The organism is Bradyrhizobium sp. 14AA, from assembly GCF_054185205.1.
On record NZ_JAVAYM010000006.1, the window covers coordinates 22,255 to 47,337 of the forward strand.

Consider the following 25,083-nt stretch of genomic DNA (forward strand, 5'->3'; position numbering starts at 1 on the left):
ATATCAGCCCTTCCAATTCTCGTGAGCACCAATGATTTTCTCCCGCATCAGTTTCAAGCTGGTCCTCATTGTCGGCATCAGCCTTCTCGGCATGATTGCGCTGGCGCCGATCGCGCTGTCGACCCTGCGCACGCAGATGGTCGCCGATCGCCAGGCCAAGACGCAGCACATGGTGGATGTCGGCTATGGCATCCTCGCCCACTACCAGAAGCTCGAAAGCGAAGGGAAACTGCCGCGCGAACAGGCCCAGGCCGCCGCGATCGCAGAGATCAAGAGCCTGCGCTACGACAAGGTCGAGTATTTCTGGATCAACGACATGGCCCCCAAAATGGTCATGCATCCGATCAAGCCCGAGCTCGACGGCAAGGATCTCTCCGGGATGAAGGATCCCGCCGGCAACGCGCTGTTCATGGGCTTCGTTGACGTCGTCAACAAGCAGGGCGCGGGCTTCTACGGCTACCTCTGGCCGAAGCCCGGCTTCGACCAGCCGGTCGGAAAAATCTCCTATGTAAAGGGCTTTGCGCCCTGGGGCTGGATCATCGGCACCGGCATCTACCTCGACGATGTCGATGCCGTGTTTCGTCAGAACGCGATGACGTTCGGCTACGTATGTCTGGCCGTGCTGGTCCTCGTCCTCGGCGCCTCCTTCGTGATCGGCCGCAGTGTCACCGGGCCGCTGGCAAAGATCACCGCGCTGACCGAGCGCCTTGCCGCCGGCGATAGTGCGTTCGAGGTGCCCTACACCGACCGCAGCAACGAGGTCGGCGGCCTTGCCAGGGCGCTCGCCGTGTTCAAGGACAATGCGTCGGCAGTGGGCCGGATGCATGCCGAGCAGCAGGAAGCGAAGCAGAAGGCCGACGACGAGAAGCGCCGCGCGATGACCGATCTCGCCGGCAAGTTCGAGGCGAGCGTCCAGGCCGTCGTTCGCGACGTCTTCAACGAGGCGCGCGCGATGCAGCAGGCCGCGCAGGGCATGTCGGAGACCGCGAACAAGGCGACCGACCGCGCGAGCTTCGTCGCCACCGCCTGCCAGCAGGCTTCGAGCAACGTGCAGACGGTGGCCTCTGCCGCCGGCGAATTGTCGTCATCGATCACCGAGATCAGCCAGCGCGTCGCGCAGGCTGCAAGCGTGGCCGACAAGGCCGCCGCCGACGGTCAGCGCACCAACGACACCGTGCAGGGGCTTGCCGCAGCGGCGCACAAGATTGGCGAGGTCATCGACCTCATCAACCAGATCGCCTCGCAGACCAATCTGCTCGCGCTCAACGCCACCATCGAGGCGGCGCGGGCCGGCGAAGCCGGCAAGGGCTTTGCCGTTGTCGCGAGCGAAGTGAAGTCGCTGGCGAGCCAGACCGCGAAGGCGACCGACGAGATCGGCGCGCAGATCACCGCGATCCAGGCCGAGACCAACCAGGTCGTCGGCAACATCGAGAGCATCCGCAAGACCATCATGGAGGTCAACGAGATCTCCTCGTCGATCGCGGCCGCGGTCGAGGAGCAGGGCGCGGCGACGCAGGCGATCGCGCACAGCGTGCAGGAGGCGGCCGCCGGCACCGACCAGGTCTCGCAGAACATTTCGGGTGTCACCGATGCGACCGCGGAAACCGGCCAGGCCGCGGGCCTCGTGCTGCAATCGAGCGGCCGGCTGTCGCAGAAGCTGCAATCGCTCGAAAACGAGGTCAGCGCCTTCGTTGCCGGCGTGCGGGCGGCCTAGCGCACGACGTTGCGAAAATGCGCCGCGATGTCGGCGCGTGTTGCGATCCAGACGCGGCCCTCCAGTCGCGCCAATTCGGCAAGAATGGCTTTGACCGCGCGAAAGCGCGCGGGCCGGCCGCAAATGCGCAGGTGAAAGCCGACCGACAGCATTGCGCATCGGCCGCGTTCGGCCTCCTCGATCAGCGTCGCCAGCGCGGCGCTGACATAGTCCGAAAAATCCTCCGGCTGCACAAAGCCGTTCGGATGGAAGAACTTCATGTCGTTGGTGTCGAAGCCATAGGGCAGGATCAGCATCGATCCCCGCAGCGACCGGCTCCAATAGGGCAGGTCGTCGTCGAGCGCGTTGGAATCGTAGGCGAAGCCGAGGTCGATCAGGAGATCACGCGTCCAGGCGCTCTGACTGCCGCGCGTCATGAAGCCGACCGGCGTGACGCCGGTCGCGCGGGTGATGACGTCGCGCGTCTTCTCGATGTCGCGGCGCTCGGTCTCGGCATCGCCGTAGAGCGCGTGCGGCCGCCAGCGCCAGCCGTGCACGGCCGGCTCGTGCCCCGCTTCGACGACGGCCCGGGCAAGCTCGGGCACACGCTCGACCGCGCGGCCGCACATCATGAAGGTCGAGCGGACATTGGCATCGGCGAGGGCGTCGAGGAAGCGCCACAGGCCGGCGCGCATGCCGTAGTCGAACACCTGCTCCTGCACGAGATCGCGAACGCCGGGCGGGAGCGTCGAAGCAACCTCGCCATAGCGCTCCGTCTCGGTGTCGCCCTGCTCGACGGCGAGCTCGGCGCCTTCCTCGAAATTCACCACCAGCGACACTGCGACGCGGGCGCCATTGGGCCAGACGATGTCAGGGCGAGCTCTTCCATATCCGCGTGGATCGCGCTCGATCGGCATGGTCAGCGGCTCCCGATCTGGCGGCTGACGCCGCCGAAGATTTCCGCGCAGACGAGGCCGGCCAGCGTCAGCAGCACGATCACGCCGGAGACGGCAGCGACGCGCACGTCGAGGCTGCCTTCGAGGATCGCCCAGAGCTTGATCGGCAGCACCTCGGTTCGCGCATCGGCCAGGAACAGCGATACCGGAACGTTGTCGAACGAGGTCAGGAACGCCACGAAGCAGCTCGCGACAATGCCGCGGCGGATCAGCGGCAGCGTGATGCGGCGGAACGTGTACCAGCGGCTGGCGCCCAGGCTCAGCGAGCAGGTAATCAGCACCGGATTGAGCTGCTGCACCGACGCGCCGACCATCCTGATCACGAATGGCACGCAGATGATGGTGTGACCGAGCACGAGCGTCGCCGCCGATAGGCGGATGCCAAGCAGGTTGAAGACAAGCAGCAGCGACAGGCCGAACGCCATTGCGGGCAGCACCATCGGCGACATGAACAGCGCATCCAGCACGCGCGCGATCTTGAGCTTGCTGCGTGCCAGCCCAAGCGCCGCGGCTCCGCCCAGCACCGCGGAAAGGATCGTTGCCGCCGCTGCGACTCTCAGGCTCGTCAATGCTGGTTCGATGATCTCCTGCGATTGCAGCAGCTCGACATACCAGCGCAGCGACCAGCTTGGGGGCGGGAATTTCAGCGTGATGCCGCCGGTGAAGGAAATGATGAGGACGACCAGCGTAGGCCCCAGCAGCAACAGCATACCGAAGCCCGTGGTTGCGCCGACGACGGCGGAATAGACGCGGTCGATGAGGCTACGTTGCATCGACGCCTCGCACGAAGCGGCGGGACAGGGCGCCGATCGCGAACACGATGCCGGTCACGACCAGCGTGAAGACCAGGGACAGCGCCGCCGCGAACGGCCAGTCCTGCACGCCGACCGCCTGCTGGTAGATGTAGGACGGCATCAGGATGATACGGCCACCGCCGACCAGTGTCTGGGTAATGAAGGCGGTCGCGGCGGCGGCGAAGACGAGCAGCCAGCCGGCGATGGCACCCGGCAGCGTCAGCGGCAGGATGACGGTGATGAAGATGCGGGCGCGACTTGCTCCCAATCCCTCGGCAGCCCGCGTCAGGTTGCCGTCGAGCCGCAACAGGCTGTTGATGACAGGCAAGGCCATCAGCGGAAGCTGGATCTGCGTCAGGGCCAGAACCATGCCCTCCCAGGTATAGAGTAGCCGCGCCGGCGCCTGCCAGAGACCGAGCGACAGCATCGCCGAATTGACGATGCCGTCGCGGCCGAGGATGACGATCCAGGCGAAGGTTCGCACCACCGTGCTGGTCAGCAGCGGCAGCATGATCAGGAAGGTGATCAGGGTGCGCATGAACGGGCCGCTCGCGACATAAACAAGTGCGAGCGGGTAGGCGAGGATCAGCGTCGCGAGCGCGACCTCCGCCCCCAGCCAAAGCGTGTCCGTCAGCACCTTGATGCTGAACGGATCGGAGAGGAATCGCAGATATTGCGCCAGCGACAATTCCGCGAATTGGGGTGTGCGAAACAGGCTGATCGCGACCAGCGCGGCCAGCGGCAGCACGAAGGCTGCGAAGAACAGCGCGGCCAGCGGAACCACTGGCAGCAACTGTCTTGATGCGCTCGTGCTTGCCGGCGTCATTCAGATCTTCACTTCCTTGCTAAAGCGGGTGATCCATTCGCCGCGCAGCGACTGGAACTTGGTCCAGTCGAGCAGGACGTTGTTGGCGACGAGGTCGTCGACGCTCCTGGCGACGATAAGGTTCGCGCCCGTCAGCGCCACCTTGCTGTTGGTCGGCATCATCACCCAGGGCGTGGCCTCGATGCCCTTCTGCGTCTCGACCGACATCACCGTATCGAGATAGTCCAGCACAGCCTTCGGATCCTGGTTGTTTTTCACGATCTGCGCACTGGTGCGGATCACGACCGCACCGGACTTCGGCTTGGCGAAGGCGATATCGACGCCCTTGGCGGCGAGCAGCGCGACGTTGTTCCAGAAGTTGAAGGCGATATCGATCTCGCCTTGCTGGAACAGGGCCGCCAGTGCGCCGGGCGAAGCGGCGATCGCGCCGATATTCGGCAGCAGCTTCTTCATGGCCTCGAAAGCCGGCTCGATGTTGGTCTCGGAGCCGCCGTTCAGCTTGGCGATCTCGACCATGAAGGCGGTGCCGAGGCTCGAGCCAAGCCCGGTGATGCCCACGCGTCCCTTGTATTCCGGCTTCCACAAATCCTCCCACGAGGTCGGAGGCGTCGTGATCTTCTTCGGATTGTAGGCGATGCCGATCAACTGACAGGTGATGACTGGCGCGTAACCGTCAGGATGACGGAATGCGCTTGGAATGTCGGCAAACGACTTCGATTGCTCGACCGGAAATTTCTCCAGAACGCCGCTGGCGATCGCCGGGATGAGCGGGCCCTCGTCGAACAGTACCACGTCGAACGGCGGGGCGTTGCGCGAGGCCTGGATCTTGCCGATCTGGTCGACGCCGAGCAGCGGCGTGAAAGTGACACCGCCGTCGCTGATCTTCTTGAAGGCCGGCCCGACCACCGAGCGGAAGGCTTCGTCGAAGCTGCCGGGATAGGTCGTTGCGACGATCGAGGCGGCCGCGCGCGATGACGTTGGCCAGCCCAAGCTTGCCGCTGCAAGCGCAGCAGAACCTGAGGTGAGCAGCGATCTCCGGGATAGGCTAATGTCAATCACTCCTTTGCTGATGCTTGGAAACGTCCTCGACCGGCGTGCTGAAAATACTGACGCGCAACGTGTCGGTGATCGAGAGCCAGGCCGTCTCTCCCGCCAGCGCTTTCGCGATGCCGGCGGCGCGGGCCTGGCTGATCTTCACGGCCTCGCCGCTCGTGGTGACGCCCTCGGTGACGCTGACGGCGCCGAGCGGCACGGTGGCGCGGATCGTGACTGGGATGGCGCCGGGCCGTTCGGCGCCGAACGCGATGTTTTCAGGCCGGACCGAAATTGTCACCGGCGTGCCGCGCCTGCGCTGAACCGAACGGCCGAGATCGATCTCGGGCCCGGCGTCCAGTTGCACGCGGTCCGTCTCGGTCACGGTACCGCGCAAAAGATTGGTGTGGCCGATGAAGCTCGAGATGAACAGGCTCGCCGGGCGGTCGTAGAGCGCATCGGGGCTGTCGATCTGCTCGATGCGTCCCCTGTTGAGCACGACGATGCGGTCGGCCATCGACAGCGCTTCCTCCTGGTCGTGCGTGACGATGATGGAGGTGACGCCAAAGGTCTTCAGCAGACTCTTGATCTCGATCTGCATGTCGAGGCGCAGATTCTTGTCCAGTGCCGAGAACGGCTCGTCGAGGAGGACGAGGCCCGGATCGATCGCAAGCGCACGCGCCAGCGCCACGCGCTGCTGCTGCCCGCCGGACAGCTCTCCGGGCAGCCGGCGCGCGAACGGCGTCATCTGAGCAAGGCCGAGCATCTGCTCGACCTTCGCCGCGACCACGTCCTTCGGCGTCTTGCGCGCCCGCAAGCCATAGGCAACATTCTCGAATACGGTCAGATGCGGAAACAGGGCATAGTTCTGAAACACCATGCCGATGCGGCGCCGGTTCGCCGGGATGTGCTCGACCCGCGCGCCGTCGAAGCGGACCTCGCCTTTGGACGGGCGCAGGAAGCCGGCGATGATCTGGAGCATCGTGGTCTTGCCGCAGCCGGACGGACCGAGCAGTGCGATCAGCTCGCCGGCTGCAACAGTGAGGTCGATCTCGTCCAGCGCAACCGTCGCGCCGAAGGCGTGGCCGATGCCCTTCAGATCCAGCGAATGTCCGCGTACGTCACTCAACGCCAGCTCCATCCTTCGCGTTGTCCTGCGCGAGGGGAGTTAGCAATCGCCGTGCCAGCGCGGTCTATTCGCTAAGACGTTGCAGGCGTTGCGATAATTTTTAGGCGCCAAATATTGGCGCCAATTTATTGACTATATTGTAAACAGTCGTCAGGCAGATTTGTATAAAAAATGGGCTGCGGCAACATGCCAGAATCCTGTAAAAACGAGACATGAAGCGAACCCGCCCCCTCAAGCGCAGGCCGAAGCGTCCCGAACCGAAACCAAGGGAGCCGGATGTCGCCGATCCGCGTAGCATCGACGACGACCCGGTCGTTCAGGGCATCTTGACCGCGATCAGCCAGAAGCGCCTCAAGCCCGGCGCCAAGCTCGGCGAGGACAAGCTCGCGGCGGCGTTCGGCACCACGCGGATTCACATCCGCCAGGCGCTCGCCCATCTCGCCTCGCGCAAGGTGGTGATGCAGATCCCCAATCGCGGCGCGTTCGTGTACCGGCCGAGCTGGGAGGAGGCGCAGGACGTTTTTGCCGCGCGGCGCATCATCGAGATGGCCACCGTCGCTGCGGCCGTCGACCGGCTGGACAAATCAGGCAAGGCCGCGCTGAAGGCGCACATGGAGCTGGAGGCGCGTCACGACCGCAACGACCGCTGGGCCTCGCTGTCGCTCACGGCGGAATTCCATGTCCTGGTCGCCAAGCTCGCGGGCAACCGCGTGCTGCTGGACATGTCACGCGAGCTGATGCTGCGGACCTCGCTGGCGATTGCGACCTTCGAGGCGCCGGGCGAGCCGGATTGCTCACCCGACGCGCACCCCGACATCGGAGCGTTGATCCTTGCCCGCGACAAGGCCGGCGCGATCCATGCCATGCGTCATCACATCGAGGAGATGGAGCAGCGGATCCGGCCGAAGGAAGGCGAGGACGAGGTCGACGAGCTCACCGCGATCTTCCAGGAAATCGGTGCGCGTTCGCGGGCGGGCGCCTAGCATGTCCGCCCTCCGCATCCTCCTGATCAATCCGAACAGCCTCGAGGCGACCACAGCGATGATGGTCGCCATTGCGAGGTCAGCTGCGGCGGCCGGCTTCGAGATCATCGGTGCCACGGCAATGCGTGCGCCGCCGATGATCGTTTCGGCGGAGGCGCTGGACGCAGCCGCGCCGGAAGTCGTGGAGATCGCGGGCGCGCATCAGAACCTTTGCGATGGCATGATCGTCGCCGCCTTCGGCGACCCCGGTCTCGCCGGGATCAATAGCGCGCTGAGGTTGCCTGCGGTCGGCATCGGCGAGTCCTCGATGCTGGAAGCAGCCGAAGGCGGCCGCCGCTTCGGCGTGGCGACCACGACGCCGCTGCTCAAGGCGAAGATCGACGCCTTGCCGGAGGCATTGGGATTGCAATCGCACTACACCGGCACCCGCTTTGCCGACGGTGATCCGCAGGCCCTGATGCGCGATCCGGCGCTGTTGCGAGACGCCCTCGCCGGAGCGGTCGAGGCCTGCATCGCGCAGGATGGTGCCGAGGCCGTCATCATTGGCGGCGGGCCGCTCGGCGAGGCCGCGCGCGAGCTTCAGCCGATGTTCGCCGTGCCGGTCATCGCGCCGATCCCGTCGGCCGTGCGGCGGATCATTCGTCTCGTCACGACGTGACGTCCGGTTTTTTCCGCGTCGCGGCATCGGCCGCGCTGCGGAAAACTGTTTTCCTTGACATGATCTCTGCCGTGCTCGACGTAACGACGTCGAGTGACGGCAGTTTGCGTCCCTCGCGACAAGAAAAGCAGCACGGGAAAGACGCCATGAGTGCGGGCCTCAACGAGCAGGACTACCTCGCCACCTTGCGCGGCCTGTGGGACAAGGCCTGGCCGAAGGGCATGCCGCGCTCGCCGAACTATCTGCACGGCGAAGTTCCCTTGACGGAATATCTGCGTGCCTGGGCGAAGCGGAGCCCGGAGCGGCCTGCGGTGATCTTCTACGGTCACGTCACGACCTACGCGGAGCTGGACCGGCAGAGCGACCGCTTTGCGGCGCTGTTGCAGGCGAAGGGTGTGCGCAAGGGCGATCGCGTCGCCGTCTTCCTGCCGAACTGTCCGCAATTCCACATCGTGTTCTTCGGCATTTTGAAGCTCGGCGCGATCCACGTCCCCGTCAGCCCGCTGTCGCGCGCCTTCGAGCTGTCCTACGAGCTCAACAACACCCAGGCCGAGGTGATCGTGGCGCTCGACCAGCTCGTCCCCGTCGTCGAGCAGGTCAGGGGCGAGGTGCGGCTGCGCGAGATCATCGTGACCAGCTTTGCCGATGTCGTGCCGGCAACGCCCGCGTTCCCAACGCCCGACTCGATCCGCATGCCGCGCGTCGCGGTCCCGGGCGCGACCGATCTGCTGCCTGCGCTCGCGGCGATGCCTGCGCCGACGCCGCTGCCCCCACCCGGCCTCGATGATGTCGCAGCCCTCAACTACACCGGCGGCACCACCGGCATGCCCAAGGGTTGCGTCCACACCCATCGCGACATGGTCTACACCGCCGCAGCCAATTACGGCATCTCGGTGCTGTCGGACGAGAGCAGCGTGTTCCTGTCGTTCTTTCCGGAGTTCTGGATCGCCGGTGAGAACTTTGGCCTGATCTTCCCGCTGTTCTCCGGTGCGACGCTGGTCCTGCTGGCGCGCTGGGACGCCGTCGGTGCGATGGCCGCGATCGACAAATACAAGGTCACGATCACGGCGATGCCGGTGGACGGTGCGGTCGAGCTGATGGACCATCCGCGCTGGAGCGAGTTCGACCTGTCATCGTTGAAGCAGGTGCGCGTGGTCTCCTTCGTCAAGAAGCTCAACGCCGACTATCGCAGGCGCTGGAAAGACCTCACCGGCACGATCCTGATGGAGGCGGCCTGGGGCATGACGGAAACCCACACCTCCAACACCTTCACATCCGGCTTCCAGGACGACGATTTCGATCTCAACAACCAGCCCATCTTCGTCGGCCTGCCGGTCCCCGGCGCCGAATTCAAGATCACCGATTTCGAGACCGGCGCGCTGTTGCCGCTCGGTGCCGAAGGCGAGATCCGCGTGCGCACGCCCTCGCTGCTCAAGAGCTATTGGAACAAGCCGGAGGCGACCATCGAGTCGCTCGTCGACGGCTGGCTGCGCACCGGCGACATCGGTAATATCGACAAGGACGGTTTTCTGCACTTCCTCGGCCGCCGCAAGGAGATGCTGAAGGTCAAGGGCATGAGCGTGTTTCCGCCGGAGATCGAGGCGCTGCTCGGGCAGCATCCGAAGGTGCTGGGCTCGGGCGTGGTCGGACGCGACGATCCCGACAAGGGGCAGGTGCCGGTGGCCTATATCCAGCTCAAGCCGGAGGCGGTCGGCACCATCTCGGCGGAAGACCTGCGCGCCTGGTGCGCCGAGCGCATGGCCGTCTACAAGGTCCCGGAAGTGCGTATTATCGATGCCCTGCCCCTGACGGCCACGGGCAAGGTGAAGAAGCAGGACCTTAATCCAAGTCTTCCTGCTGCTGTCTGAGTGAGAGATACGATGTCGTTCAAGAAGCTAATGATCGCCAATCGCGGCGAGATCGCCATCCGCATCGCGCGCGCGGCGGCCGACGCCGGCATCGCCACGGTCGCGATCCATCCCGCCGACGACGCGCTGTCGCTGCATGTGCGCGTTGCCGATGAGGCGGTCGAAATCCCCGGCCGCGGCGCGCGGGCCTATCTCGATATCGAGGCCGTGGTGAAGGCGGCAAAGAGCGCGGGCTGCGATGCCGTGCATCCCGGCTACGGCTTCCTCAGCGAGAACGCGGCGTTTGCCAAGGCTTGCGCCGATGCGGGCATTGCCTTCGTCGGGCCGAAGGCCGCGGCGCTCGAGCTGTTCGGCGACAAGGTCGCGGCGCGGCAACTGGCAAAGCGCTGCGGCGTGCCGATCATCGCCGGCACCAGCGGGCCGTCGAGCCTCGAGGAGATTACGGCGTTCTTCACTTCGCTCGGCGGCAATGCGGCGATCGTGATCAAGGCGATGGCCGGCGGTGGTGGCCGCGGCATGCGCGTCGTCGAGAACGCGTCCGATCTCGCCGAGGCCTATGCGCGCTGCCAGTCCGAGGCCAAGGCCGCGTTCGGCTTCGACGGCGTCTATGCCGAGCGGCTGATCCGGCAGGCGCGCCATATCGAGGTGCAGATCATCGGCGACCGCCACGGCGCGATCTCTCACCTCTGGGAACGCGAATGCACCATCCAGCGCCGGCATCAGAAGCTGATCGAGGTGGCGCCGAGCCCCTCGCTGAGCGATCCCCTGCGCGGCCGCATCATCGAGGCGGCAAGGCAGCTCGCGACGGCGGCGACTTACGACAATCTCGGCACGTTTGAGTTCCTGGTCGACGGCACGGCCGAGGACAGCTTTGCCTTCATCGAGGCCAATCCGCGGCTCCAGGTCGAGCACACCGTGACGGAAGAGGTGCTCGGGATCGACCTCGTCCGCGCCCAGCTCGCGGTCGCATCAGGTGCGACGCTCGTCTCGCTCGGCCTTGCGCAAGGTTCGATCCCGAAGCCGCGCGGCCATGCGATGCAGCTCCGTGTCAACATGGAGACGCTGGACGAGACGGGCGCGACGCATCCGACCGGCGGCGTGCTCGCCGTGTTCGAGCCGCCGTCCGGCCCCGGCGTTCGCGTCGATAGCTTTGGTTACGCCGGGTACAAGACCAGCGCGGCCTTCGACTCGCTGCTGGCCAAGGTCATCGTGCACACGCCGGGCGAGGCCTGGCACGACGTGGTCGCCAAGGCATCGCGCGCTTTGCGCGAGTTCCGGATCGACGGCGTGGTTACCAACATCGCGTTCCTTCAGGCCGTGCTCGCGCATCCCGATTTCCGGACCAACCGCATCGCGACCGACTTCATCGATCGCAACATCGGCAAGCTCGTGGAATCGGCCGATGGCGCAGCCAAGCCGCTCTACTTTGCTGCGACGGAACGAGGCGGCGCTCACGGCGCCGAGACGCACGTCGCGCAACTGGTGCCCGAAGGCGCGGTGATGGTTGCGGCGCCCCTGCAGGGAACCATTGTCACCATCCAGGTGAAGGAGGGCGAGATCGTGCGCCCCGGCCAGCAGCTCGCCGTGATCGAGTCCATGAAGATGGAGCATCTGGTCATGGCCGAGCAGGGCGGCCGGGTCATGAAGCTCGTTGCCGGCGACGGCGTCACGCTGCTGCATGGCGAGCCGATCATGTATCTGGAGCCGCTCGACGTCGCCGCTGATGCCTCGATGACTGAAGCCGATGTCGATCTCGACCACGTCCGCCCTGATCTCGCGGAGCTGATTGCGCGCCAGGCCAACACGCTTGACGAAAATCGCCCGGCCTCGGTCGAGCGCCGCCGCAACACCAACCAGCGCACCGCGCGCGAGAACGTTACGCAGCTCGTCGACGACGGCTCGTTCATGGAGTACGGCAGCCTTGCGATTGCGGCGCAGCGTCGCCGTCGCAAGCTGGACGATCTCATCAAGAACACGCCGGCCGATGGTCTCGTCATGGGCGTCGCCACCGTCAACGCCGGGAAGTTCGGGCCGGAAGGCGCGCGCTGCATCGTCGTGGCCTATGACTACACCGTGCTCGCGGGCACGCAGGGCCACATGAACCACAAGAAGATCGACCGCATGCTGACCCTGGCGGAAGACTGGCGCGTGCCGCTGGTGTTCTATGCCGAAGGCGGCGGCGGCCGGCCCGGCGACACCGACCGGCTCGGCATGACCGGTCTCGACGGTCCCTCCTTCGTGCAATTCGCGAGGCTCTCCGGCCTCGTGCCCGTGATCGGCGTCGTCTCCGGCTATTGTTTTGCGGGTAACGCCGCGATGCTCGGCTGCTGCGACGTCATCATCGCCACCAAGAACGCCTCAATCGGCATGGGCGGCCCCGCCATGATCGAGGGCGGCGGCCTCGGCGTCTATCATCCCGCCGAGGTCGGCCCTGTTACGTTCCAGTCGCCGAACGGCGTCATCGACATCCTGGTCGAGGACGAGGAGGAGGCGACGTCCGTCGCGCAAAAATACCTGTCCTATTTCCAGGGCGCGGTGACGGATTGGGAGGCTGCCGACCAGCGCCTGCTCCGCCGCGCCATCCCCGAGAACCGCCTCCGCGTCTACGATATCCGCAGCGTCATCGACCTCGTCGCGGACAAGGACAGTGTGCTGGAGCTGCGTCGCGACTACGGCGTCGGCATGATCACTGCGCTGATCCGGATCGAAGGAAAGCCGTTCGGCCTGATCGCCAACAATCCGCGCCACCTCGGCGGCGCGATCGATGCCGATGCCGGCGACAAGGCCGCGCGCTTCCTCCAGCTCTGCGATGCCTTCGATCTGCCGATCGTCTCGCTCTGCGACACGCCCGGCTTCATGGTGGGCCCCGAGGCCGAGAAGACCGCGATCGTGCGCCACGTCTCGCGCATGTTCGTCACGGGTGCGAGCCTCACCGTGCCGCTATTCGGCATCGTGCTGCGCAAGGGCTATGGGCTGGGCGCGCAGTCGATGATCGGCGGGGGCTTCCACACCTCGTTCTTCACTGCGGCGTGGCCGACCGGGGAATTCGGCGGCATGGGCCTGGAAGGCTATGTCCGCCTCGGCTTCCGCAAGGAGATGGAGGCGATCGTCGACCCCGAGGAGCGCGAGACCTATTACCGCAACAAGGTCGCCGAGCTCTATGCCAACGGCAAGGCGGTCTCGATCGCCTCGGTGTTCGAGATCGACAACGTCATCGACCCCGCCGAGACGCGGCGATGGATCATGGCCGGCCTGCGGTCGGTCCCGAAGCCGCCCGCGAGGACGGAGAAGAAGCGGCCCTGCATCGACACGTGGTGAGGGCGGTGCAGCAATAGCTGCGTTCCCGGTTCCCGATTGACATCCCCGCCTGTGGTGCCAGACTTTGCACAATAATACAGGGTGGAGACGTCCGCGATGGCCAGCCTTTCGGCCTCGAACCATGTCGCCCGCGTCTTGTCCGTCGCCAATCAATTGGCCGACGTCGATGCCTCTTCGCGCATTGCCGATTCCTGGCGACGCTGCCTGATCAGCCACAAGCTCGACCCCGCCCGCCAAGGCCCGCCGCAGACGCTGACTGAAGCCGAGGTCCGGCACGTCGCCGAACCGATGGAGCAGCTGATCCAGCTCGCGACGCCGGAGCTCGAAGGCCTCGCGCGGGTGCTGCGCGAAGCCGGCTATTGCGTCAATCTCGCGGACCCCAGCGCGACGATGCTGTGGAGCCGGCTGCCCGGCCCGGCCGATACTGAAATATTCATGCGCTGGAAGGTCTATACCGGCTCGAATTTTTCCGAGGCTTTCGAAGGCACCAACGGGCTCGGCACCGCACTTGCGGAGCAGAAGCCGATCCTGGTGCATCGCGATGAGCATTTTCGCGCGCAGTGGCACATGTTCTCCTGCGCAGTGGCGCCGCTGTTCGACCACGCCGGTCGCCTCGCCGGTGCCGTGAACATCACCTCATGCCGAGAGGATCTCGAACGCGCTGCGCATCAGCTCGCGCTCGCGGTGACGATGGAGGCGACGCGGCGCATGGAGGGCGCGATCTTCCGCGGTCATTTCCGCAACGCCTGGATCGCGACCGTGCCGGGCGACGGCGGCAGCGGTCTGCTCGCCTATGACGACGATCGCCGCATCGTCGGCGCCTGCCGTTCGGCGCGCGCACTGCTGGGTCTCACCGACGGCTTGATCGCATCCGGCATCGATCTGTCGCGCTACGTCAAGTTCGATCATCATGCCGCCCGCGGCGCGGACGAGACAGTCGAGTTGCGCCGCGCCGATGGCAGTGCGTTAGGGCAGGGGCATGTTGCGCCGCCGCTGCGGGCGAGATCATCGGCGCGTCCGCTCGCGCCGGGCCGCGATGCACCCGTCGATCGCTTCGACGCGTTGCACCGGCTCGCCGGCCGCGATCCTGGCCTGATCAGAAGCGTGAAGCGGCTCAGGAGCATCGGCGACCACAATCTGCCGGTGTTGCTGCATGGCGAGACCGGCGTCGGCAAGGACGTGTTCGCGCGCGCCATTCACGCGGCCAGCAGCCGCGCGCGCAACGATTATGTGGCGCTGAACTGCGCGGCGATGCCGGAGAGCCTGATCGACGCCGAGCTGTTCGGCTACGAGGCCGGCGCCTTCACCGGCGCGCGGCGCGAGGGCTCGAAGGGCCTGATCGTGCAGGCCGACCGCGGCACGCTGTTCCTGGACGAGATCGGCGACATGCCGATCGCGCTGCAGACACGCCTGCTCCGCGTGCTGGAAAACCGCGAGGTCTGGCCGCTCGGCGCACTCAAGCCCGTAGCGGTCGACATCCGCCTGATCAGCGCCACCCATCGCGACCTCGGCCGCATGGCGGAGGAGGGCGGCTTCCGCGCCGACCTCTATTTCCGCCTGCGCGGCCTGGAGGTGCGGCTGCCGGCCTTGCGCGAGCGTGCCGACCGGGACGACGTCATTCGCCAGATCGCCGGCGAAGAAGCGCCGAACTGCCGGCTCTCGGATGAAGCCTGGTCGGCCCTCACGGCCTATTCCTATCCCGGCAACATGCGCCAGCTTCGCCACGTACTGCGGCTTGCTGGCTGCACGGCGGAACATGGCGTGATCACGGATGCGGATCTCGATCTGCCGCCGTTTGGTGGAAGAGCAGAGCCGGATCTCGAAGCGGCTGAGCGCGCGACGATCGTCGAGGCCCTGCGCAAGCATGGCGGCCGGGTGACCGAAGCAGCTCGCGCGCTGAAGCTCAGCCGCGCGACGCTATACCGGAAGATCAAGCTGCTGAAGATCGAGACGGCGCAGTAGGGCCAATTTGCAAAGCGGCGAGCTCTCTTCCCCTCTCCCCCTTGGGGGAGACGGGTGAGGGGGATTCACTGCACCACTTAAGTGAGAGGATAGAGACCCCTCATCCGGTGCTTCGCGCCACCTTCTCCCGCAAGGGGAGAAGGGAAGGTACCGTCGCCGCCGCAGCTACGAAAAATCCGTCCAGCTGAGATGCCGCGCATCGAGGTCGCCGAGTGCGATCGCTTCGCGCATCTCCTGCGGCGTGTGGAAGTTGCTGCGCAGATACACCAGCGGCGTTGCCGTGGCCGAATGCGTCGCGCCGCGCACCTCGCCGACGAAGATCGAATGCGTCGTCGTCTCGAACTCCTGCGCCAGCACACAGTCGAACGCGGCCACCGCATCCGTCAGCACCGGCGCGCCGGTCTCACCCCGCGTCCACTGGCCAAAGGCGAAACGGTCGTCGCCATTGACGCCCTTCTGGCCGCTGAAGGTGAGCGCGAGCAGCGCGTGATCCTCGTGCAGGAAATTGATGGCGAAGGCGCCTTCCTCGCGGATGCGCGCATGCGCGCTGGCATTGCGGTTGACGCAGACGATCAGCGAGGGCGGATTGTCCGAGAGCGAGCACGCCGAGGTCACCGTCAATCCGGTGCGCTTGCCGTGCTCGGCGCCCACGGTCACCAGCGCAACGGCGCCGGCGCATTGGCGCATCGCCTGCTTGAAATCCTTTGCGTCGACGCTCACGCCGAGACCTCCGAATGGATGCGGGTACGGTACGATTGCGCCGCACCCGTATCGGGTCAAGCCGCCTTCTGCGCGGAGCCGAGATGCGTCAGGCGCGGCATCACCTCGTTCTTCAGCAGCGAGAGCGAGTGATGCCAGGCTTCAGCCTTGTGCTTGTAGTCGAAGCCGAACACCAGCAGCACGCCGAAGCCGCCGACCTCGTCGTAGATCGTCTCGATCTTCTCGGCGACCGTCGCCGGCGAACCGACGATCCAGTTCCGCTTGGCGCAATATTCGACGGTGACGTCGCTGTCGGGCACGTCGGGTGCGTGCTTCAGGTAGTCCTTGAAGCCGAAATGGCCGAGCAGTGGCAGGAAATACTCGCTCATCATCCGGCCCATCATGTCGCCGGTCGAGAGCTTCCAGGCCTCCTCATCGGTGTCGGCGACGAACACCTCACGCACCAGCCGCCAGTCGGCGCGGTTCGGCTTGCGCCCGGTCTTGGCGGCGCCGATCTCGACTGAATCCCAATGACTGCCGACATAGGCCGGGTTGAGGTTGAGACTCATCGGGATGAAGCCGCGCTCGCCGGCGAGCTTCAGCGTGTCCGAGTTCTTCGACAGCCCGGCAACCCCGATCGGCGGATGCGGTGCCTGCAACGGCTTGATGTGAGGCTTGAGGAAGTCGAACATCGTGTCCGGCTTGGTCACCGTCCAGAACTTGCCCTTGTAGGTGAAGGGCGCAGGATCGCTCCACAGCTTCAGGATGATCTCCAGCGCTTCGCGGGTCATGTCGCGGTTCTGTCCGCTCATGCCGTCGACGTTGAACATCGCCCAGTCGCTCGGCAGTCCGCTCGCCGCGACGCCGAAATTGAGCCGGCCCTCGGAGAGATGGTCGAGCATCGCGACGCGGTTGGCGAGCTCGGCCGGGTGGTGATAGGGCAGCAGGAAGCCGCCCGGTCCGATGCGGATGTTCTTGGTCTGCATCAGCGCCTGCGCGATCAGCAGGTCCGGCGTGGGATTGGGTTCCCAGGGCGCGGTGTGGTGCTCGCCGACCCAGGCTTCCTGGTAGCCGAGCTCGTCGAGCCAGCGCATGACCTGCAGGTCCCAGTCGTTTCCTTCCTTCAGGCCGCACTCCGGCGGATGCGAAGGCATCGTGAAATAGCCGATCTCCATGGGTTTCCTCATCTGATGTTGACGCGTCTTGTCGCGCGTTGACGGTGTGAGCAACGAGGTTCAGCAAGCGGTGTGCCAGCGCCGTGGGGCTTCAAATTGATGAGAAAGGGCTGGTTTGCCCGCACAATAGTCGGTATCTCGGCACAGGCCCGCAATCCGCCGTCTCATTGTCGCGAGACGGTGTCTTGCCGATGAGACGAGGATAGTTTCGATATGAATGAGCCCGCCTACGTCGCGGTGGATTGGGGCACCAGCAGCTTCCGGCTCTGGCTGGTCGATCGCGCCGGCAAGGTGCTGGCGGAGCGCCGCAGCGGCGAGGGCATGCTCGCCGCGGCGAAGACCGGCTTCGCTGCCGTGCTGCAATCGCATCTTGCGGCGGTCGAGGCGTCGGACCGTCTGCCGGTTCTCGTCTGCGGCATGGCCGGCGCGAAAACCGGCTGGGTCGAGGCCGGCTATGTCGATACGCCGGCGCCGCTCTCGGCAGTGCTGAGGCAGGCCGCGCGCGTGCCGGGCGAGGCGCGCGACATCCGCATCCTGCCCGGCATCGCGCAGCGCGACGCAAGCGCCCCGGACGTGATGCGCGGCGAGGAGACCCAGTTGCTCGGCGCGCTCGGCCTCGACGCTGCGGGCGAGGCGCTGGTCTGCATGCCCGGCACGCATTCGAAATGGGTGCGCGTGACGGACGGCACGGTCGCGCATTTCTCGACGTTCATGACCGGTGAGCTGTTCAGCGTCGTCTCGCGCGAGACCATCCTGTCGCTCGCGGTCGCCGGCGCCGTTGACGCCGAAGACGTCGCGAGCTTCAAGGCGGCGGTGAAAGCCGCATATGACGCGCCGGCCTTTGCAGCCAACCTGCTGTTCGGTGCGCGGGCGCGGCAGCTGCTGTTCGGCGGCACGCCGGCTGCGGCACGCGAGACGCTGTCGGGCACATTGATCGGCGCCGAGTTGGCGGCGGGGCTTTCCGGCATGGTGCCGAAAGCTGGCATCACGCTGATTGCCTCGGGCCGGCTTGCGCTGTTGTATCGGCTCGCCTTCGACGCGCTCTCGGTCTCCGTGATCCCGGTTGATGCCGATGAAGCGGTCCGTCGTGGCCTGTCGATGGCGGCTGCGGCGATTTGGACGAAATAGAAGGACTTTTGAGATGAGCGTTCCCTTTCCGCCGATGAAGCGCCCGCTGGTCGCGATCCTGCGCGGCGTCAAGCCCGAGGAGACCGAGGCCATCGTCGGCGTCCTGATCGAAACCGGCATGACTGCGATCGAGATTCCCCTGAACTCGCCGGATCCGTTCCGCTCGATCGCAACCGCCGTGAAGCTCGCGCCGGCCGGCGTCCTGATCGGCGCCGGCACGGTGCTGACCGCTTCGGATGTCGATCGCCTCCACGACGCCGGTGGCAAGCTCATGGTTTCGCCGAATGTCGATACCGACGTGCTGGCGCGCGCGCATCAGCACGGCATGGTGACGCTGCCCGGCGTGTTCTCGCCGACCGAAGCGCTGCTCGCGGCGCGCTCCGGCGCGTCCGGTCTGAAATTCTTTCCGGCGAGCGTGCTCGGCGCGTCTGGTATCGCCGCGATCCGCGCCGTGCTGCCATCGGGCGTGATGATCGCCGCCGTCGGCGGCGTCTCGGACCAGAATTTTGCGGAGTACATCAAGAGCGGCGTGACCGCCTTCGGGCTTGGCTCCAGCCTCTACAAGCCCGGCATGACGGCCGCCGATGTCGCGACGCGCGCGAAAGCGACGATCGCAGCCTACGATCGGGCGATTGCGAAAGACTGAGCCGGCAATAAACTAGCCGTGATCCTGTCATAGCTTATTGTGCCTCATTGTGCCGCGATGCTGCCGTTCGCGCATCGTGCAATGTGACCGGCGCAGCAGGAGGCCGACATGGCGATCAACAACGTAGCCGATCTGTTCGTGGCAACGCTCGAACAGGCCGGCGTCAAGCGCATCTACGGCATCGTCGGCGATAGTCTGAACGCGCTGACCGAGGCGCTGCGCCGCCGTGGCACGATCGAATGGATCCATGTCCGGCACGAGGAGGTCGCGGCGTTCGCGGCAGCCGGCGAAGCCGAGATGACGGGAAGCCTTGCCGTGTGCGCGGGGTCCTGCGGTCCCGGCAATCTGCATCTGATCAACGGCCTGTTCGATGCGCATCGCAGCCGTGTTCCCGTGCTGGCGATCGCGGCGCAGATCCCTTCAGCCGAGATCGGCGGTGGCTATTTCCAGGAAACCCATCCGCAAAACCTGTTCCGCGAATGCAGCCATTATTGCGAGCTGATCTCCGATCCGAGCCAGCTTCCTTTCGTGCTGGAGAACGCCATCCGCGCGGCGGTGGGTCTGCGCGGTGTCGCCGTCGTTGCCATGCCGGGCGACGTTGCTTTCCGCAATCCCCCGAAGCGCGCGCTGTCGACGACGCGCGGCCTTGCGCTGTCGGCGCCGAAAATCGTGCCGCAGGCAGATGAGTTGAAGGCGCTTGCGGACCTCCTCAACGGCGCCGAGCGCATCACCCTGTTCTGCGGCCGTGGCTGCGCCGGCGCGCATACGCCGCTGATGCAGCTTGCCGAGACGCTGAAGAGCCCGATCGTGCATGCGCTCGGCGGCAAGGAGCACGTCGAATACGAGAACCCCTACGACGTCGGCATGACCGGCTTTATCGGCTTCTCCTCGGGCTATGCGGCCATGCATGCCTGCGACGCGCTGGTGATGCTCGGCACTGACTTTCCCTACAAGCAGTTCTTCCCTGTTGATGCGAAGGTCGCGCAGGTCGACATCCGCCCGGAAAATCTGGGACGGCGGTGCAGGATCGATCTCGGCCTCGTCGGCGACGTCAAGCTGACCATCGAGGCGCTGCTGCCGCTGCTCGGGACCAAGACGCAGCGCAAGCATCTCGACGATGCCGTCGCGCACTACAGGAAGGCGCGCGAGGGATTGGACTCGCTGGCCAAGGGCACGCCTGGAGCCAAGCCGATCCATCCGCAATATCTGGCAAAAGTCATCAGCGATCACGCCTCCGACGATGCCGTGTTCACCGCCGATGTCGGCACGCCGACGGTGTGGGCCGCCCGCTATCTCGGCATGAACGGCCGTCGCCGCTTGATAGGCTCGTTCGTGCACGGCTCCATGGCCAACGCCATGCCGCAGGCGATCGGCGCGCAGGCCGCCCAGCCCGGCCGTCAGGTGATCTCAATGTCGGGCGATGGCGGCTTCACCATGCTGATGGGCGATCTGATCACGCTGACGCAGATGAAGCTGCCGGTGAAGGTCGTGATCTTCAACAATGGCGTGCTCGGCTTCGTCGCGCTGGAGATGAAGGCGGCCGGTTTCGTCGACACCAATGTCGACCTGGAAAACCCCGACTTCGCAGCGATGGCGCGCGCGATGGGCATCTTCGCCAAGCGTGTCGAGGACCCCGGCGAGCTTCCGGGTGCGATGAAGGAGATGCTGGCCCACAACGGGCCGGCACTGCTTGACGTCGTCACCGCCAAGCAGGAGCTGTCGATGCCGCCGACCATCACACCCGAGCAGATCAAGGGTTTCAGTCTCTGGGTCCTGCGCGCGGTGATGAACGGCCGCGGCGACGAGGTGCTCGACCTCGCGAAGACGAACCTGCTGCCGCGCTGATTTCGGCCGAGGCCGTTCGGTCCACCTCTGCCCAACGGGGGAGAGGTGCTTCCCTAACCCCGCTTCACCGACGGCACGGGCAACCGCTCGTGGCGGCGCTGGAAGCGCTGCCAATGCAGCACCATGCCGATCAACAGGGCCGGGACGAAGCCGAGCACGATCAGGAAATGCGGCAGCGCTTTCGGCGAGATGAAGGCAATGGCAATGTCCGAGATCAGCCAGAGAGCTGCGAACATCACCGCGAAATCCGTGCGCGGGCATCGCAGGTAGTAGAACACGGCGGTGATCACGATGGCGGGCCCGATCGCGATGGCGATCATGACCGCCGTCAGCTCTTTCGGCGTCAGCGCGTCGAGCACCATCGACGCCAGCAGCCAGATGGCAGCGAACATGGCGACGATGTCGAGCGGATGCCGCAACCCATTACCTCTCATGAGGGACGCGCTATCGTTGGGGCCGGAACCCGGGCCGTCAAGGGAAAATACGTCTATTCCTCGTCACTTCCGGGCGTCGGCCGCAACATGAAATGACCGAAGGCGGTGGCGATCGGCTTGGTCGCATCGTCCTGCCAGGCCCGCGCCTCGAAGGCGACGATGCGCCGGCCCTGCTTCACGATCGAAACGTCGGCAAACGTGTCGAGCGCGCGGCCGGAGCGCAAATAGTTGACGGTGAGGCCTATCGGCTTGGGCAGCGCGCCGGCGCCGAGTTCGCGCGCCACTCCGACGACCGCGGTGATCTCGAGAAAGGCCCCCGTCATGCCGCCATGGATCGCGGGCAGGATCGGATTGCCGATGATCTTTGGCGAGAACGGCATCGTCAGCGTGCCGTCGTCGTTGACACGAATGCCGAGACAGCGCGCGAACGGGCTGCTCGCGAACGGGCCATCCGGATCCTCCGGCGCCTCCAGCGTCGGGACATCAGGCGAATCCATCCGGCGATCCGCAAGCATGTTAGTGCGGTTGGCACCGATCATGAAACAGGCGGTCGCGGTCGCGACCGGATCGTCCTCGGAGTCCTGGTAGGCGGTGGAGCGCACGAAGGCGATCGAGCGCGTGGTGCGGTAGCAGACCGAATGCGCCTTGATGTCGAGGCCCGGCGTTGCCGGCTTCTGGTAGTCGATGCGCAAGTCCAGGGTTGCGATCGCGCGCGTGCCGTCGAGCGCAAGTTGCACGGCCATGCCGCAGCTCTCGTCCAGCATCGCGGTGACTACGCCGCCATGCAGAACGCCGGTCTTGGTGTCGCCGACGAAGACGGGCCGGTAGGGCAGGCTGGACCAGGCCTCGCCGGGCGCGAAGCGGTCGAGCTGGAGCCCGCTGATATGGCCGTAGTCGGAGCGGCGGCCCTTGATCGCCTCGGCGAGTTCCTCGAACGGGAGCGTGGCAGGGAGGGTGGACGTCGATGAGCTGGTCATGGCGACGTTCTAGACCAGTGTCGGGCGCCGCGCAAAACCCGTAAAATGCGCCATGCGCGGCCGGTCAGCCGGGGCCGGTTTGGCCTCGACAGGGCGGGCCGAAGCAACGATGGTGGGCGCTTCGTCCGCCGCCCAGCCGTAAGGAGTGCCCATGGCCGACCCCGAAACGCCCGCCACCAATCAGGGGCCCGTCATCATTTCGACCTCAAGCTCGGAGCGGGCGCCGATCATCTATTTTGACGGCGCGTCCTGTTTCGGCCACCACAACGGCGCGATCCAGATCGAGCTCGCCGCGAACCTCCTGATGCCGGTCGGCGCCGCCGTCAGGGTCGACGTGGTCCAGACCGCGCATCTGCGCTGCAGCGTGGCCGCTGCACTGGCGCTGCGCGAGGCGCTCGACAAGGCGCTCGCGATGTACCGGCAGGGCCAGCAGCAGCCGACGGAGGAGATTCCGGCGGTGAAGAACTAGTCTCTCCGGGCGCTCAGCCAGCGAAGTCCGCGTTCAGGCAGCATTTCTTGAATTTCTTGCCGCTGCCGCAAGGACAAGGGTCGTTGCGCCCGACCTTAGCAAACAGATTGGCTCGCGCGTCGGATACCGATGGCGTTAGAAGACGCTTTTGCCGTGCCCGATATTCTGGATCGAACGCGGCCCATGTCGATAGCTCGCGAATCGTGTCCTCGAACAAGGTCAGCTTGTCACCTGGGTGAGGCGGAGCCTCGCCGGGATGATCGACCGCATAGCGAAGGTCTTTTTCGAAATCATCGAATGAAAGCCAGGTTTTGTCGATCGATCCCCGAGCGAAGGCCTCCTGAACCAGTGGTCTCAGGTCGACCAATCCGAGCCACGCGATCGATTGCTGCCAACCACACCAGGCGTAGCAGTCCGCTTGTGGTTCGATTCGATCATAGCACTCGCGAAGAAATTGCGCGGTCCATGTGCGCGGGAGCAGACCGCCGAGGGTGAGTAGCGCGCTCGCATCGATCATGCGTGAACGGATGTACTCGTCGGCTGCCGGCGTGTAGACGAGCCTTCGCAGGGGTTCAGGGTCACCGTCAAAAACCGCCGCCATGACACGATGGGTCGTTGCAGTGATTGCGTCGCCCAATATCCGATCAATAGCCCTGCCGGGCATCCCCAAAAATTTCGCGAGGACGTGGTAAGCGCTGTTCGCGCGCCATTCTCCGAGTAAGTGGAATGCGAAGAAGAGACCGGGATCAGTTGGTGCTGGCCCTGACGACACGAAATTGTCGAAGGCCTCGATGAATACCGGGATCATCTTCTCCCGGCTGGCGCGCGCCGCCAGGATCGCTTCGGTGGGAAGTCCCTTCGAAGCGCTCAATCGCTCGAGAATCTCATGGGCTTCCATTGCGCTGGCCATCGGGTGATGCGGAGTGCCCAGAATGCCGTGATGCGCGTTTGAGGTCGAGGACTTTCGATCTCTCAGCCCACATGCACCTTCGGCTTCTTGCCGTCGTTCCACTTGCCGTCCAGCGCGCGCTCGATCTGGGCGGCGAGTTGCAGCAGCAGGCCGTCATTGGCCTGCTTGGCAATCGCCTGGATGCCGAGCGGCAGGCCGTGGTCCTGGCTCGCCATCGGCATCGAGATCGCGGGCATGCCGCAGAGATTGGCCAGCGGCGTGAAGGCGAAGAACCGCCAGAGATTGCCGAACCAGTCGAGCACGTCGGGGTTGTCGGAGATGGTGAGATACTCTTTCGTGCCGACCTTCGGCGTCGACAGTGCGGTGATCGGCGTCAGGATCACGTCCCACTGCTCGAAGAAGCTGCCGAAGCCGCGCGATGTCGTGTTGAAGACAGCCTGCATCTTGGCCCGCTCGGCGAAGCTGGTGTGGCGGCCGGCTTCCCATATCCGGATGTTCATGGGCTCGATCAGATCTTCCGGCGGCTTTTCCAGCCCGCGCGCGGCGAGCATGTTGGAGATCACCACCGCGAAATTGCTGATGTAGCAGATCGTCTGCGCCTCGAATGCGGCGCGGAAGTCGAGCTCGGGCAGCGCGTAATCGATGTGATGGCCGAGGCCTTCGAGGAAGCGGCCGGTCTTCTCCAGCTCGGCCGCGATCTCCGGCGTCGCGGTGTAGTCGCCCCAGGTGTGCGACAGCGCGATGCGAAGCTTTGACGGATCGCGCTTGATCATCTCCGAATAGGGCTGTGCCGTGGTCCAGAACGGCATGAACTCGCCGGGCGCAGGTCCCCTCGCATGATCGACGAAGGCGGCGGTGTCGCGCACCGAGCGCGACTGGCAGCCCTGGATCGAGACGAGGCCGGTGAGGTCCGACATGTGTGGTGCCAGCGAGAACACGCCGCGCGAGACCTTCAGCCCGATATTGCCGTTGACGCCGGCGGGAATGCGGATCGAGCCGCCACCGTCGGTGGCATGCGCGATCGGCACCACGCCGGCGGCGACCATCGCGGCGCTGCCCGCGGACGAGCCGCAGGTGGTGTAGTCGGTATTCCAGGGATTGCGCGTGACGTAGACGGCCGGATTGTCGGCCGAGCTGCACACGCCGAACTCCGGCGTCGTGGTGCGTCCGATCAGGTTGAGGCCGGCCTGGCGGAATTTACCGGTGAGGAACGTATCGGCCGCAGCGCGATTACCGCGCATCAGCAGCGAGCCCATCTCCTGGAGCCGGCCCTTCATGGTCGGGCCGAGATCCTTCATCAGGAAGGGCAGGCCGGCGAAGGGACCTGCGAGATTGGCGCCGTCCTTGGCGGGATCGGCGATCACGTCCTCGAACAGCTCGACCACGCCAGACACCGCCGGATTGACCTTGGCGACGCCAGCTGCGGCCTGCCGCGCCAATTCATTCGCCGTCAGCTCGCCCTTGCGGACGCGGGCCGCCAGCGCGAGGCCATCGTGCTGTGCCCATTCACTCCAGCTCATCGGCAAAGTCATGTCGTCAAATCCCCTTGATATGCGCCACCTTCCTTTCGCAAGGGGCCGC

Annotated in this window: 21 protein-coding genes; 10 read left to right on the forward strand and 11 right to left on the reverse strand. The window is 65.6% G+C overall.

Annotation, left to right across the window (positions count from 1 at the left end; genetic code table 11):
- Nucleotides 1–31 precede the first annotated feature (31 nt).
- The gene (locus tag RAD15_RS13335; protein ID WP_458178064.1) at nucleotides 32–1,714 is read left to right on the forward strand and encodes a methyl-accepting chemotaxis protein; all 1,683 of its coding nucleotides are present in this window, start codon (nucleotides 32–34) and stop codon (nucleotides 1,712–1,714) included.
- Here RAD15_RS13335 and RAD15_RS13340 read toward each other — a convergent pair.
- From RAD15_RS13340 to RAD15_RS13360, 5 genes are all read right to left on the reverse strand, one after another.
- Nucleotides 1,711–2,610, reverse strand: coding sequence for a polysaccharide deacetylase family protein (locus RAD15_RS13340; protein ID WP_458178066.1), 900 nt, complete (start codon nucleotides 2,608–2,610; stop codon nucleotides 1,711–1,713). The genes RAD15_RS13335 and RAD15_RS13340 overlap by 4 nt on opposite strands.
- 2 nt (nucleotides 2,611–2,612) lie before the next feature.
- Nucleotides 2,613–3,422: an ABC transporter permease gene (locus RAD15_RS13345; protein WP_458178068.1), complete on the reverse strand. Its 810-nt coding sequence runs from the start codon at nucleotides 3,420–3,422 to the stop codon at nucleotides 2,613–2,615.
- Entirely contained in the window at nucleotides 3,412–4,269 is an 858-nt protein-coding gene (locus tag RAD15_RS13350) for an ABC transporter permease (protein WP_458178070.1), read from the reverse strand. The genes RAD15_RS13345 and RAD15_RS13350 overlap by 11 nt, the downstream gene beginning before the upstream one ends.
- On the reverse strand, nucleotides 4,270–5,259 hold the full coding sequence (locus tag RAD15_RS13355; RefSeq protein WP_458178072.1) for an extracellular solute-binding protein: 990 nt from the start codon (nucleotides 5,257–5,259) through the stop codon (nucleotides 4,270–4,272). It abuts the gene before it with no gap.
- 61 nt (nucleotides 5,260–5,320) lie between these two features.
- Nucleotides 5,321–6,442 (reverse strand): ABC transporter ATP-binding protein, encoded by a 1,122-nt coding sequence (locus RAD15_RS13360; RefSeq protein WP_458178074.1) that lies wholly within the window; start codon nucleotides 6,440–6,442, stop codon nucleotides 5,321–5,323.
- Between the two features lie 200 nt (nucleotides 6,443–6,642).
- On the opposite strand from RAD15_RS13360, the gene RAD15_RS13365 reads away from it, so the two are divergent.
- From RAD15_RS13365 to RAD15_RS13385, 5 genes are all read left to right on the forward strand, one after another.
- Nucleotides 6,643–7,413 (forward strand): GntR family transcriptional regulator, encoded by a 771-nt coding sequence (locus RAD15_RS13365; protein ID WP_458178076.1) that lies wholly within the window; start codon nucleotides 6,643–6,645, stop codon nucleotides 7,411–7,413.
- A gap of 1 nt (nucleotide 7,414) precedes the next feature.
- Nucleotides 7,415–8,071: an aspartate/glutamate racemase family protein gene (locus RAD15_RS13370; RefSeq protein WP_458178078.1), complete on the forward strand. Its 657-nt coding sequence runs from the start codon at nucleotides 7,415–7,417 to the stop codon at nucleotides 8,069–8,071.
- 146 nt (nucleotides 8,072–8,217) lie between these two features.
- Nucleotides 8,218–9,939, forward strand: a complete 1,722-nt coding sequence (locus RAD15_RS13375) for an AMP-binding protein (protein WP_458178080.1) — start codon at nucleotides 8,218–8,220, stop codon at nucleotides 9,937–9,939.
- A gap of 12 nt (nucleotides 9,940–9,951) precedes the next feature.
- Entirely contained in the window at nucleotides 9,952–13,257 is a 3,306-nt protein-coding gene (locus RAD15_RS13380) for a carboxyl transferase domain-containing protein (RefSeq protein WP_458178082.1), read from the forward strand.
- A gap of 96 nt (nucleotides 13,258–13,353) precedes the next feature.
- A complete protein-coding gene (locus RAD15_RS13385) occupies nucleotides 13,354–15,219 on the forward strand; it encodes a sigma-54-dependent Fis family transcriptional regulator (RefSeq protein ID WP_458178084.1) in 1,866 nt (621 codons plus the stop codon).
- A 165-nt stretch (nucleotides 15,220–15,384) separates the two neighbouring features.
- Here the strand turns inward: RAD15_RS13385 and RAD15_RS13390 are convergent, their stop codons facing one another.
- Together RAD15_RS13390 and RAD15_RS13395 are read right to left on the reverse strand one after the other, a co-directional pair.
- Nucleotides 15,385–15,939 (reverse strand): flavin reductase family protein, encoded by a 555-nt coding sequence (locus RAD15_RS13390; protein ID WP_458178086.1) that lies wholly within the window; start codon nucleotides 15,937–15,939, stop codon nucleotides 15,385–15,387.
- 56 nt (nucleotides 15,940–15,995) lie between these two features.
- Nucleotides 15,996–17,093: an LLM class flavin-dependent oxidoreductase gene (locus RAD15_RS13395; protein ID WP_458178571.1), complete on the reverse strand. Its 1,098-nt coding sequence runs from the start codon at nucleotides 17,091–17,093 to the stop codon at nucleotides 15,996–15,998.
- 213 nt (nucleotides 17,094–17,306) lie between these two features.
- On the opposite strand from RAD15_RS13395, the gene RAD15_RS13400 reads away from it, so the two are divergent.
- The 3 genes from RAD15_RS13400 to poxB all read left to right on the forward strand — a co-directional run bounded on the left by RAD15_RS13400 (nucleotide 17,307) and on the right by poxB (nucleotide 20,712).
- Nucleotides 17,307–18,221 carry a 2-dehydro-3-deoxygalactonokinase gene (locus tag RAD15_RS13400; protein ID WP_458178088.1) on the forward strand — a complete coding sequence of 305 codons (915 nt, stop codon included), beginning with the start codon at nucleotides 17,307–17,309 and terminating at the stop codon, nucleotides 18,219–18,221.
- A gap of 13 nt (nucleotides 18,222–18,234) precedes the next feature.
- Nucleotides 18,235–18,867: a 2-dehydro-3-deoxy-6-phosphogalactonate aldolase gene (locus RAD15_RS13405; protein ID WP_458178090.1), complete on the forward strand. Its 633-nt coding sequence runs from the start codon at nucleotides 18,235–18,237 to the stop codon at nucleotides 18,865–18,867.
- Between the two features lie 108 nt (nucleotides 18,868–18,975).
- Nucleotides 18,976–20,712: a ubiquinone-dependent pyruvate dehydrogenase gene (poxB, locus tag RAD15_RS13410; RefSeq protein WP_458178092.1), complete on the forward strand. Its 1,737-nt coding sequence runs from the start codon at nucleotides 18,976–18,978 to the stop codon at nucleotides 20,710–20,712.
- A 53-nt stretch (nucleotides 20,713–20,765) separates the two neighbouring features.
- Here poxB and RAD15_RS13415 read toward each other — a convergent pair whose 3' ends face one another.
- On the reverse strand, nucleotides 20,766–21,131 hold the full coding sequence (locus RAD15_RS13415; protein WP_458178094.1) for a hypothetical protein: 366 nt from the start codon (nucleotides 21,129–21,131) through the stop codon (nucleotides 20,766–20,768).
- Between the two features lie 68 nt (nucleotides 21,132–21,199).
- Nucleotides 21,200–22,123: a PaaI family thioesterase gene (locus tag RAD15_RS13420; protein WP_458178096.1), complete on the reverse strand. Its 924-nt coding sequence runs from the start codon at nucleotides 22,121–22,123 to the stop codon at nucleotides 21,200–21,202.
- Between the two features lie 151 nt (nucleotides 22,124–22,274).
- On the opposite strand from RAD15_RS13420, the gene RAD15_RS13425 reads away from it, so the two are divergent.
- Nucleotides 22,275–22,592 (forward strand): hypothetical protein, encoded by a 318-nt coding sequence (locus RAD15_RS13425; RefSeq protein WP_458178098.1) that lies wholly within the window; start codon nucleotides 22,275–22,277, stop codon nucleotides 22,590–22,592.
- Between the two features lie 13 nt (nucleotides 22,593–22,605).
- Here the strand turns inward: RAD15_RS13425 and RAD15_RS13430 are convergent, their stop codons facing one another.
- Both RAD15_RS13430 and RAD15_RS13435 read right to left on the reverse strand, forming a co-directional pair.
- Entirely contained in the window at nucleotides 22,606–23,502 is an 897-nt protein-coding gene (locus tag RAD15_RS13430; RefSeq protein ID WP_458178100.1) for a DUF1186 domain-containing protein, read from the reverse strand.
- 62 nt (nucleotides 23,503–23,564) lie between these two features.
- Nucleotides 23,565–25,034: an amidase gene (locus RAD15_RS13435; RefSeq protein ID WP_458178102.1), complete on the reverse strand. Its 1,470-nt coding sequence runs from the start codon at nucleotides 25,032–25,034 to the stop codon at nucleotides 23,565–23,567.
- Nucleotides 25,035–25,083 lie beyond the last annotated feature (49 nt).